At 39.7% G+C, this 12,435-nt stretch carries 10 protein-coding genes; 3 read left to right on the top strand and 7 right to left on the bottom strand.

All coding sequences use genetic code 11. From position 1 onward, the window contains the following. Nucleotides 1–151: 151 nt before the first annotated feature. Entirely contained in the window at nt 152–547 is a 396-nt protein-coding gene (locus AC0YN6_RS21810) for a VOC family protein (protein ID WP_475749433.1), read from the top strand. 339 nt (nt 548–886) lie between these two features. Here the strand turns inward: AC0YN6_RS21810 and AC0YN6_RS21805 are convergent, their stop codons facing one another. Further along, nucleotides 887–1,261, bottom strand: a complete 375-nt coding sequence (locus tag AC0YN6_RS21805; protein ID WP_475749432.1) for a hypothetical protein — start codon at nt 1,259–1,261, stop codon at nt 887–889. Between the two features lie 518 nt (nt 1,262–1,779). On the opposite strand from AC0YN6_RS21805, the gene AC0YN6_RS21800 reads away from it, so the two are divergent. Next, on the top strand, nt 1,780–2,985 hold the full coding sequence (locus tag AC0YN6_RS21800) for a COG4705 family protein (protein WP_475749431.1): 1,206 nt from the start codon (nt 1,780–1,782) through the stop codon (nt 2,983–2,985). A gap of 302 nt (nt 2,986–3,287) precedes the next feature. On the opposite strand, the gene AC0YN6_RS21795 is transcribed toward AC0YN6_RS21800, so the two are convergent. From AC0YN6_RS21795 to AC0YN6_RS21780, 4 genes are all read right to left on the bottom strand, one after another. Then, nucleotides 3,288–4,124 (bottom strand): polysaccharide deacetylase family protein, encoded by an 837-nt coding sequence (locus AC0YN6_RS21795; RefSeq protein WP_475749430.1) that lies wholly within the window; start codon nt 4,122–4,124, stop codon nt 3,288–3,290. A gap of 299 nt (nt 4,125–4,423) precedes the next feature. Beyond that, nucleotides 4,424–5,776, bottom strand: a complete 1,353-nt coding sequence (locus AC0YN6_RS21790; protein ID WP_475749429.1) for a HAMP domain-containing sensor histidine kinase — start codon at nt 5,774–5,776, stop codon at nt 4,424–4,426. Beyond that, a complete protein-coding gene (locus AC0YN6_RS21785; protein WP_475749427.1) occupies nt 5,773–6,477 on the bottom strand; it encodes a response regulator transcription factor in 705 nt (234 codons plus the stop codon). Before AC0YN6_RS21785 ends, AC0YN6_RS21790 begins: the two co-directional genes overlap by 4 nt. 132 nt (nt 6,478–6,609) lie before the next feature. Further along, nucleotides 6,610–7,113, bottom strand: coding sequence for a PepSY domain-containing protein (locus tag AC0YN6_RS21780; RefSeq protein WP_475749425.1), 504 nt, complete (start codon nt 7,111–7,113; stop codon nt 6,610–6,612). Nucleotides 7,114–7,343: 230 nt separating this feature from the next. Between AC0YN6_RS21780 and AC0YN6_RS21775 the strand changes: the two genes are divergently transcribed. Beyond that, nucleotides 7,344–7,952 carry a DedA family protein gene (locus tag AC0YN6_RS21775; RefSeq protein WP_475749423.1) on the top strand — a complete coding sequence of 203 codons (609 nt, stop codon included), beginning with the start codon at nt 7,344–7,346 and terminating at the stop codon, nt 7,950–7,952. A 339-nt stretch (nt 7,953–8,291) separates the two neighbouring features. On the opposite strand, the gene AC0YN6_RS21770 is transcribed toward AC0YN6_RS21775, so the two are convergent. Together AC0YN6_RS21770 and AC0YN6_RS21765 are read right to left on the bottom strand one after the other, a co-directional pair. Further along, nucleotides 8,292–9,827, bottom strand: coding sequence for a DUF3502 domain-containing protein (locus tag AC0YN6_RS21770; RefSeq protein ID WP_475749422.1), 1,536 nt, complete (start codon nt 9,825–9,827; stop codon nt 8,292–8,294). Nucleotides 9,828–10,034: 207 nt separating this feature from the next. Beyond that, nucleotides 10,035–12,314, bottom strand: a complete 2,280-nt coding sequence (locus tag AC0YN6_RS21765; protein ID WP_475749421.1) for an AraC family transcriptional regulator — start codon at nt 12,312–12,314, stop codon at nt 10,035–10,037. Nucleotides 12,315–12,435 lie beyond the last annotated feature (121 nt).

Below are 12,435 nucleotides of genomic sequence, written 5' to 3'. Positions count from 1 at the left end.
AAATGTATGATATTGAGCTTGCTACTCTTTCATAACAGGCAATGTTATGAAGTTGAATAATGTTCCAAATTTATTATAATAATGAAGAAGGATAATCAAAGAAAGTAAACGTAATAAAAGATTTAAGTAAGTCAACAATTAGGAGGAAAGCATGGGCAGATTAGTTCATTTCGAAATTCATGTAGATGACATGGAGCGTGCTAAGAAGTTTTATGGAGAGATATTTGGATGGAAATTTGAAGATTGGAGCGGTTATGCTGGTATGCCTTATTTTGGAGCTGTGACTGGCGATGCAAATGAGCCTGGAATTAACGGAGCTTTAATGCAGCGTCAAGGTGTTTCCCCAAAACCAGGCCAGCCTTTGAATGGCTATTCATGTACAATGGGAGTGGAAGATTACGATTCTACTCACGCAAAAATTGTTAATAATGGAGGCCAGGTTGCATTGCCGAAATATGCACTGCCTGGAATGGCGTGGCAGGGGTATTATATTGATACTGAAGGAAATATTTTTGGTATTCATCAGCCAGATGAGAACGCAAAATAGAATTTTTCCAATATGTAAATCCAGAGTATCCATATAGTTGCTGTAAATAGATAACTATCAACAATCAGGTACTTTCCTTCAATAGGAAATTTGTCGAAAATATCGCCAAAAAACCTGCAATTTATGCGGGTAAGAACAGCTTGAACACGTAAACCGACCACTGAAGAACTAAGAGAACTGCTTGAGGGCTGGGAACACGGATTTGCATTAAATATAATGGCAACTGGACTCATGTTCGGGAACATAACAAAGCCGCCCTTTGGCGGCTTTTTGTTGTTATTGCATTTATCTTGGATGAACGAAATACATAATCTGGAATCAATAAGATAATATACTGCTTTATTTGCCACAACGAAATGATTTCACAAGTTCGTTTTGAGTGAAGCGGTGAGCGGCTACCAAGTTGCCTTTCTTGTTTTTGCCCCATGCGGAAACCAGCACGCGGTTGCAATTGGTAGTGATACTGACTTCGAATTGGACTAAGTTGGCCACATTCAGCTCTACAAATCCTGATGACCCAGCAGCAAGCTTAAGGGTTCTTGTAGCTTTAAGAATCTTCTTACCGTTAAGGGCAAATAGTCGAATCTTTACCGTTGCAGACTTCTTGCCGTTATTGAGTGCCTTTACGAATATGGTTCTGGACGCCCCAGGCACCCCCGCTTGGCCTATTGCATTTTCGACGGGACCTGTTGAATAGTTAATACGAACGCTCATTATGAATCAACTCCTTCGTTTGATAGTTTTATAATATGAAACTTCAAGGAACTGGCTTGTACATAATCCCAGCTACGTAAGCACATTTAATATAAAAAAGGACATGTATTCTACGAGTGTAGAATACATGTCCTTACTACTTCTTCTTCTTCCCTCCACCAATCAATGCGAACCCTCCCGTACGTTCGCAATACAACGGCTGCCGTAATGGTTAGCCGTTTTCTTTTGCCTCAGGATTACTAATTTCACTTTGATTAATAATGGTGATCTTCAAAAAGTCTAATTCTCATTATTTTTTCATGTGAAGCATGTACAATAACATGCATGGTGATGATAAAAGGATTAATAGATGAAAATTCTTCTAGTGTAGTCCCGGCCACTCCACCTGCTCTTACTGTCACAACAGAGTAGGAGAGATAGCTCTCCGAGCAAACTCGGTGACTGATTCGAGTATTTGTGAAACAGAATGTTGTTGGCAATTGTGGAGTGTATAAAAATTTTTAAAAGGAGATAGAAAAATGGAAAATATCAAAACAAATGAAACTAAAAGCATGTTAAACAAAGTTCCCGAGATAACCCTTTATTTCTGGATCATAAAAATCTTATGTACCACAGTCGGTGAGACTGCAGCTGATTTCCTGAACGTCAATCTTGGTTTTGGTCTGACTGGTACCTCCATTGTAATGGGAGCCTTGTTACTAGTTGCGATGTTCCTTCAATTTAAGGCGAAGAAATATATACCGGGCATTTATTGGTTGACAGTATTCTTAATAAGCATCTTTGGAACACTTGTTACAGACAATCTGACAGACAACATGGGTATACCTCTTGAAGTGAGCACTATATTTTTCAGTGTAGTCATGGTGTTGACCTTTGCCTTATGGTTTGCCAAGGAGAAAACGCTCTCTATTCATTCAATATTCACTAAACGTAGGGAAGCCTTTTATTGGTTAACAATCCTTTTCACATTTGCACTTGGTACGGCGTCTGGAGACCTGATGGCAGAGAGCCTTGGCCTTGGTTACCTAGCTACAGGTGTCATAGTTTGTGCGGTAATTGCCTCCATGACAGTCGCTTGGCGACTGGGGCTTGATTCTGTATTAGCATTCTGGATTGCCTATATTATGACGCGTCCTTTGGGTGCTTCGTTGGGGGACCTCCTTTCACAACCGCAAAATAACGGCGGGTTGGGATTAGGTGCAACTGTTACAAGCGCAATATTCATTTTAGCGATTCTGCTGATAGTAATTTTCCTTTCTGTCACCAAGCGGGATTTGATCACCCCATCAAGAAAGGCAGTAACTGATACAAAACGAAATTCCGTTTTCTGGCAAACTGCGGTGGTTGTATTTGTACTGGTGCTCGCAGCCGGAACAGGCTATTTTTGGCGTCATGCTACGCTCCAAGATGCCTTACCACAAGGGAACTCGTCTGGCTCCGTCACACAAGCCTTCCCGCAGGGTGATATATCTAATTTCCGCAAAATTTCGGAAGATACACTAAGTCTAGTGCAAGCAGGGAACTTGTCCGCCGCTAAGTCACGCGTTAGTGATTTGGAAACCGCTTGGGATACCGCTCAGGCTCGGCTCAAACCAATAAACAAGACGAAGTGGACAGCGATTGACAATTCCATAGATAAGGTATTGAGACAACTACGCGCTGCACATCAAGACGCTGAAGCATGTAAAACGGCGCTGGAATCCCTGCTAACCGTACTTAGCTAATTTATTCGATGCTAAAAAAGCTGATTTTGTACTAGCTGGGCGGAAATAATATAGAACTTTAAAGCCGGTAACCCAAATAATATAGGGGATACCGGCTTTTTGTATAGCGCCGCAACAAACCTCTTGTACTGAAAATTGTGTTCAGCAGACCGTGCGAGGCCACCTGCACCTCAGACGGCAAGAGTAGGATCGGCCTTCGTGATATCATGCGCTGAGCAGGGCTGTCCTCTCAGGGATTGGGTGGAGAAGTTTCGAGTCACAGGCGCAATACATGGGAAAATTACTTAATGAAATGAAAGTGTTTAATTTGACCTTTTTATTCGCTCATAAAGCATATCTGGCGTAATATCGGAACTGCCAGCATTAATTCTCGGAATCTCCATTTTATTTATATTTCGTTTAGCCAAAGCTGGTTTAGTTGTAAAACCATAATGAATACCCGATTCGAGCATCATTGGGAACAATGACTTTGCATAGAGACCATAAGGATAGCTTATACTGTCCGGTTTCTTCACTCCCGCTTTTTGCAGACGCTTAACGCAGGCTGCAGTATCCTTATAAATTCGTGTTTTATACACGGTTTTCGCTTGTTTTCCATCAGACTTTTTATTTACATACGTTAATGTGCTTTTGTGACCGACTTTCTGATGTAATTGATGGGTGTGGCATTGAATATCGATGTTTGATGACTCGTTCATCATCTTCTTAACCTGACCATAAGTTAAATGCGATAAATACTGCGGCGGTTTCTCGAAATAACTGGTAATCGAAAAATTAACAGCTGGAATAGATAATTCCTTCAAAATAGGATAAGCCGCCTTGTAAAAACTTTCATAACCATCATCAAATGTAATAAGCACTGCATTATTCGGAACATCGCCACCTTCTAAATAGCGGCGAAAATCATCAAGTCGAATGAAATGGAATCCTTTGCTCCTTAAATAAATAAGCTGGTCTCTAAATAGCATCTTGGATATGGTCGAAGAACTGGAGTCATGATCACTAACATGATGGTACATTAGAACGGCTACTTTATTGTTGTACCCATCAGTTGTACGTTTAGCTGAGACAGAGGAGGAGCTTATAATAATAAGAAAAGTCAAACTAATCATGAACATCATTCGTAGAATGAATTTCATTTTGACTATCTGCTCCTTTCTTTATTCAATCAGCTGCTTCTGAAACGTTAGCCAATCGTTCTACCTGGTCATAGTCATAAGTTCCGCAAACTTCAAGCAATCATACCTGGTAAAAGTAACTCTATACTGATGATGAAGCAGTTTAATACCGCTCCAATGTAAACCTGTTTATACACGCACCAAAAAGAAACAGTCACCCGCATCCTGCATAAGCGGTTTACTGTCCCTTTTAACGTTTAGCTTGATTGGCATGTGGCGATAACCCTTTCATAAATGATGGGTCTATCCCAATGGGCTGACTACTTGTTTCTTGGTAAATAAATACTCATTTCCGTACCGACTCCTTCTTCGCTTTGAACCACTATTTTCCCATTATGTTCTTCTACAATGGTTTTGGCGATAGGCAATCCCAGGCCGGTTCCTCCTGTTTTACGTTGTCTGGAATTATCCACTCTATAAAAGCGTTCGAAGATGAGAGCAATCGACTCCTTCGGAATACCGATGCCATAATCCTTTACTCGAATTTCAATTTCCTTATCCGTAAAGTTTATGATTAGCTCAATTTTCTCTTTACTGTATTTCAAAGCATTATCCAATAAAATAAGGATTAACTGCTTAATTTTCAAGTGATCTACTATTATGATCGGATCCTGTCCACTCGTAACAACGATTATGGAGCGTTTATGCAATTTTTTTAACAGCGATGCGGATTCAGTACAACATTCTACTAGATTAAACGACTCAAGCTCCAGCTTAGACCCGTGCTGCGATGAAGCCAAAAACAAAAGCTGCTCTGTCATTTTTCTCATCCTTTTGGATTCTTCATAAATCGATTCAATGGATTCCCGTTGAATACTCTCATCCTTCGTCCCCCAACGACGAAGCATATTAGCATAACCTTCAACAATAGTGAGTGTCGTATTTAATTCATGGGATGCATCCGATACAAATTGCTGCTGTTTAACAAAGCTTTCTTCAAGGCGAATGATCATACGATTAAAGGTTTCTGACATTTGATTGATTTCATTATTGGAATGCCCTGTTAAAGGTATTCTTTTGAAGCTGAGGCTTCTTTCAATTTCCCGTATCGTAATGATGCAATTGGAAATCGGCTTTACAATGGTTTTGGCTAATAACGAGCTTCCTAGGAAGCTTAGAATAACTGCCCCCCCAGTTGTAAGGAGAAGAATCATAATAAGTAAATCCGTACTTGAATCCAGCGTCTCCATATTTTCAATCATCTCAAATGTGCCAACGATCACATTATTCGATACAATGGGTTCACGAACGATGATAATCTTATGTTCAGCTTCTTCCTTGAGCTGGCCTACTTTCTGTTTACTAAATTGAGCAGGCGGAAGTTCCTGCTTCTCTTCATCGTAAACTTCAGCTACAAGTTCGGAGTTCGAATTAATAATTCTTATTGTTGTATCTTCAGGTAAAAACATCTTTAGCTGATGTGACTGTACATTGTTCATAAGAGCAACAGGACCAATCTTTTCGATCATTTGCTCTGCTTTATTATGGAGTGATTCAATTTCATTTTGTGTAGCAATTTTGATAAATAAGAAATAAACGGTCAAATCTACAGCAATCAAAATGCAAATGACCAAGACAGAAGTTAACAGCGTGATTTTTTTTTTAAGCTTCACGTGTTTTCCTCCCGTATACAATAGCCTACTCCGCGAATGGTTTGAATCAGCTTTACGGGGAAGTCATAATCAATTTTCTTGCGAACATATCTTACATACACATCCACAATATTGGATTCACCATCAAAGTCATATCCCCAGACATGTTCAATAATTTGCTCCCGATCCAGAACGTTGTTTTTATTTTCCATTAAAAATAAAAGAAGCTCATACTCCTTTGGTGTAAGCTCAAGTTGATGGCCAGCCCGTATGACAATCCTGGTTTTCTTATTAAGCGTAAGGTCAGCGATTTGAAATTCTTCTTTTCTTTCGGCACTGCTTGAAGAAGCATCTTCCGCTCTACTGCGCATACATGCTCGCATCCTAGCTAATAATTCTTCAATTTCAAACGGCTTCGTAATGTAATCATTGGCACCTAGATCTAATCCGCTTACTTTGTCCGGAGTTGTATTTCTTGCTGTAAGCATAATAACAGGCGTAGTCATATCTGCATTCCTTATTCTTCTTAATACTTCTATACCTGTCATTTCAGGGAGCATGACGTCCATGAGTATTAGATCCCATGACACAGCTAACGATTTATCGAGTGCCTCCCTGCCATTCATAGCGGTTTCAGTTAAATAACCTTCATGTGTAAGCTCTAATTGTAATAATCTTGCTATTTTCTCTTCGTCTTCTACGATCAGCACGCGTTTTCCCACTAATTGGCACTCCTATTCAACAGAACATATAATCCTTCTTATTATGCACGATAAACGCTAGAGATAAAAAACAATTTATGCTTCATTAAAAAATAAGACCTAAGCAGAGCATGCTTAGGTCTTATTCAAGTATTAGTCGTTTTCAGGAAGGATTGATCCCGTAGCCGCGTCAACATTTAACTCCTGTTTCTTGCCGGATTTATCCTTAACTGTAATGTTGTAAACGAGGCTGCCGTTTTCATTTTCTAATTTAGCTTCTAGAACATCACCTGGAAATTGTTTTTTTGCAATCTCAATGCTTTGATCTTTTGTAATTTTAGCTGCTTCAGCTGTCACATCTTCATCATTGTCGTCTTGACCTTCTTGATCGTCGTTTACTTCCGCGTCATTGTCGTCTTGTCCTTCTAGATCATCGTTTACTTCCGCATCATTATCGTCTTGTCCATTTTGATCGTCGTTTACTTCCGCATCATTGTCATTTTGACCATCCGCTGCTTCAATATCGTTATCAGTCTGAGATTGCGTTGCAATAGCAGCTTGTGAATCCGCATTAGCTGATGGAAGTAGAGCAGCACCTGCCACGCCTCCACCGATCAATGCGGCTGTAAGTGCAAATAACATAATCTTTTTATTCATTATTTGTTCCTCCTAAATGATTTGTTTTGCTTACAAGAACCATTGTAAACGAAACATCTGAGAGTTTAGGGAGATTTAGATTAAAAGTTCATGAGAATGCCGGTCACGATAAAATAGAATATCGGGGAACTTCTTTTCTTAGGAAGAATGATTTTCTCTACTGGGATCATGACATTGTGGATTTTGGAAAGACTAAAAAGAAAAACCACAACCTAAAAGGAGAAAGACTCATGTTGCAGCAGAAGCTTTTATGGTTCATTGCCCATTATGGCTATATAGGCATTTTCGGTGCCTTGGTGGTTGGTATAATAGGCTTGCCAGTGCCGGACGAGATCTTAATGACGTTTTCGGGATACTTAATTTCGAAAGGTAAACTTCATTATTTTCCGACAGTTACTGTTTCGGTATTAGGTAGCTTTATCGGCATGTCCATCAGCTATTTTATTGGACATAAATTCGGGTATCTGCTTTTAGAAAAATACGGGCGTAAAATTCATATCACGAAAGAGAAGTTAGATAAAACACAACACTGGTTTAAGCGGTTTGGTAAATTCGCGCTCACTATCGGATATTTCATTCCGGGAGTTCGTCATTTAACGGCTTACAGCGCCGGGATCAGCAAATGGTCTTATCGAAGCTTTAGTCTGTATGCAGCGCCCGGAGCCATGCTCTGGGCTGTTACATTTATCACTTTAGGTACGTACTTAGGAGAGCATTGGCGTGTCGTTACCGAAACCTTACATCGATGCCTTCTGATTCTTGTCGTTATTTTGATTGTTGTTGGACTAGCTCTATGGTATTTAAGAAAGGCTAGAACTAAGAAAATGTTGGTAAAGTGAGCAATCCATAAACTCCATTTATACCAATTATGAAAATGAACCATTATATTGAAACTGGGAAATTTTTTTGTAATTAAAGGAGAATGCAATTCTATAACAAGAGGTGACGAAATGGAATCATTGTCTCAACCATAAAAGAAAAAGCTTTTCGCCATGAATCCAGTCACTGTAGTTCTAGGGCTTGTTAGTTTATTTACCGATCTTTCCAGTAACATGATTGTTCCCATACTGCCGCTGTATCTAACGACTGTACTACATGTGCTGATAGAATTACACAACTAGCCCCATCCATATATCGCTATATGATATGGGGCTGAAGCGAACCAACATCTCTATAAATTATTTACTAGAAGCAGCTAACCACTCTTTAAACTGTTTCTCATATTCTGCAACAACTTTGTCCAAGCCAGCAGATTTCATCTTCTTAATAGCTTCTGGAAATACTTCATCATAGTCCAACAAACCCAGCTTAATTGGCGACATGCTCGTCTTCAGCTCAGTCATGCAATTCGCATATTCAACCGCAACCGAGCTTGCATCAAAGTTAAAGCCTAATGCAATACTGTTAACGGCATCATCAGCAATCTTCGTTCTCATTTCAACAAACATCGGATGTGTGTCTGTATCCCAACGGCTCATTTCCAAATTGCCCAGCATCCAGGAAACTAACTGATAAGTAGGTGAGCCATTATCATCTTTCTTAAGAATTTCCATACTGTTCTTGCCTTTACCTTTCCAATGCTCTCCCTCAATACCGTACAAGACAAGATCATAGTTCTCTTGACTGCTAAATACCCAATTCAAAAATTGTACTGCTGCTTCAGGATGCTCAGAAGTTGCCGAAACACCATTCGAGTTACGGACACCATACGGTCTAAAAAGCTCTTGTTCATTCAGATAGTAAAGCTCCAATTCTGCACCTGGTACATCTTTAGCTAGCTTCTTCGAGCCAGCAATACCTTCGCCTTCACGATACAGCATGCGGCCTTTCGACTCTTCGCGGGAAGCAACGTCAACAGGCTGTGTCAATATATCCGGATTAATGAGGCCACGTGTATAAGCTTCACGGAAATAATTCGCATCCTTCTTGAACTCGTCTGTTTCCAGCCAGGATTTCACATTGCCCTGCTGATCGATATAGATAAGATTCTGGAATACGGTGAACGGATACGTATCATACGTTGTATGCAAGTATCTAGCTGGTTCATCAGGCAGTACCTTAATGTACACATTTTTATTTACATCCGGCCAATTTTTTTGGATCGTTTCCGCTGCATTCATCAACTCTTCTGCCGACGTGGGCGGAGTTAAATTATTTGCATCTAGCAGATCCTTACGGAATGTAACCATCCCTTCCGAATAAGCGGTATCGAGCCAGAAGTTTGGAACAAACATCGTTTCCCCCTTTACCTTCGCAGAATCCCAGATCCATTCCGGCATACTCTTTTTCAGCTCAGGACCATACTCGTCCAAGTATTGATCGATAGGAATGATTCCGCCGTTACTAGCAAGCACATCTGGCGTCTTCATATCATGCATAATATGAATAAGTTCAAATTCTTCACCTGTGGACATCATAAGATTCGTCTTCTGATCCCAAACGTCCCAAGGAATGTATATCGCTTGATAGGTAAGGGCTAGTCCATCCGCTTCTAGCTTCTTATTAATAGCTTCCTCTACCAGTGCCTGATCCTGTGGTGCTACACCAGGCATTACATAACGAACTAGCTTCTTCTCTTGATTGCTTACAGCATTTCCCGTTTGATCGTCGGCTGCTGCATTACTGTTCTCTTTATTGCTTGAGCATCCCGACAACATGGACATCACCATTACCAGACACGCAATTGCAAGGATAAAAGTTTTTCTTTTGTTCATAACATTTCCTCCCCTTTGTGTGATGTAGCTTGTTTCGGATTCATCATAATCGTTCTAGACCAGAATCGTACACTTTGAATATCAGCAATTTCTATAATCTCCTGCATTAATGCAGTACATAAATACGGTTCTACTTCAATTATTACGAATTAGGCTATTAAAGACAGGCTAGACCAATCTATTTAGAAAGACTCCAATAATCGCTGATTAGACATTTTGTTGGCGGCTAAGTAAGATTTCACTGCGATACTGTGCTGGTGAAATTCCGTATTTCTTCTTAAACAACGTATAGAAATAAGTGGTATTCAATATTCCGACCTGCTCACTAATGTACTGTGTAGAAGCTGTTGTTTCCGCTAACAGCTCCTTCGATTTTTCTAAACGAATATGTTTGAGATAATCGTTAAACGACATGCTGCAGTGCAGCTTAAACAATTTTCCCAAGTATCCAGGAGTCAATTGCACCTGCTGGGCCAATAACTCTAATGAAAGATCATTTTTAGCATAATTAACTTCTACGAAGCTAATCACGGTTTGAATAAGCTGTGCATTGCGATTATTGTTCTTCTCTTCGATCTGATTACAAATAGACTCACAAACCTTATAGAGATCCGTCTTCAATTCTGATATCGTTTCATAGGTAGATAGATCAAAGGCGATCTGTATAAACCGCTCAGACTCTTCCTTTGAGAGATACGACATCTCTTTAAAATACTTAAACAACGACACTAGCAGCTGATTCGTTGTAAATAGCGCTTGATGATAGCTACCTTCATGAATTCGATCGATAAACACTTCGAGCGCTTTCTCTATCTGCTCGCGTTGCGTCGACTGTATACTCTCAATTAACTGCTTCTCAATCGAAACAAGATATTCAAACTCACTATCATCATTGCCGTCTGTCTCACATTCGAAGATACGACCGTTTCCTTCAAAGAAACGATTATAGCTATTTTCTTTCGCAATCAGATACGATTGTCGAATCTGATCGCCCCCTTCAACTACTGGTCCAATACTTATCGTCAAGCTAACATTGAATATTCGTCTATTATTACTCTGTATCTGATCCAATAACACTAATAGCTCTGGTCCATAAAGCGGCTTCTCGATTGAGCTTACTATTGCAAACTCTTCATCTGAAATAACGACCACTTCTGCATCATTAAAGTCCGACATGATTTCTTGAGCAATATTATATATGCCGTATTGGATGATTGATTTATTTTTCACTCCATGCTTTGCTTCAAGCTTCTTTACCTCATCCAGCATCATCACAATTGAAACAAAATAAGGTCCCTTCAGCGACTCCTGGTAGCGTTTGACTAGATCCACTTGACTCCCATTTAGATAGCGAAACAGATGGCTCTTTTTAACAAGCTCTAATGCTGGCTCAAGATGGGAAACTTTATCATTAATCGTGGAATAGATCTGATCCAAAAATCGAAATTCATCTTGCTCCTTTCCTCTAACTTGCTTTGTAATATTCATGCTGCTGATCTTATCAAGCAGATTTTTGATGGGATTATACATCTGATTCGACAGCCAAATGGAAGCGATTACACTGATTGCAATCATAACTCCCGCAATAATTAATGTAATAACTTTAAGTGTACTAACATTACCAATCAAGTCTTCATAACGACTTACACTGACAAATACCCACTTAAGCTGAGGCGATTTAATGTAACTAATCTGACTCTTATGGCCATCCACCTGATCAATAAAACTCTCGCTGCTCGCATCACTATTTAATATTCTATTAATATATGGAACTTCGCTTAATGACTTGTTGAATAGACTACCGCTCGAATCCGCCAGGACACTCCCTTCGCTATCCAGAACCATCATCTGTTGCGAACTCGTATTTTGAAGCGATCCAATCAAATTTCGGATGTACTGACTATCGATATTAATAATAATGGCGCCATTTTGCGGCATTATTGAGGCAACGCCTGGACGAAGCACGAATGTCAGCACTTGATGAGTTGTACCGCTACCTGGATCTATAACTTCCCGTGGAATGTATTGCATATAGCTTGTATCAGGCCCATTTCGAATAGAGTCGATAATCTCCTGGTCATCTGTACGACTAATCCCTTTGTTGTTCATATATCGATCTGTTATGCCATTATAGATTCCAATATAGTAAATAAAGGAATAGGTAGATTGGATATCGCTCAATACCGTCACTGCTTCAAACTCTTTAATACGATTCAATTCCTTACCAAACATAGCCGATCGTACCGCCTTGTTATTAATCAGATGATTACCGATCTCATAGATCTGATCGTTTACAATGTCCGCTGCATAGCTCGTCTGTCTTAGCATCGATTCGGATATTTTGCCGACATCCTTCACCGTATTGTTGGAAAACAATATAAACATGCTAATACACAGCACTATGATCACCGCTCCCGTTAAAAATACCAAGCTTAGAAACATATGAGAATATGCGGAATGTCGAATCAGTCTGCGTTTAATCTTCATATTGCTTGCCACACCCTTCTTAATTATTTTACTTTAGCTATTCATAAGGATTTTCCCCTCAATACTATAGAATATTTTAATAACATAAAAGCTTAATCCAGCACTATTTTCAAAAAGTATA

The organism is Paenibacillus sp. J22P15, from assembly GCF_056269345.1.
Note: the sequence above shows the minus strand (reverse complement) of the source record. Positions and strands in the feature narration are given on the sequence as shown.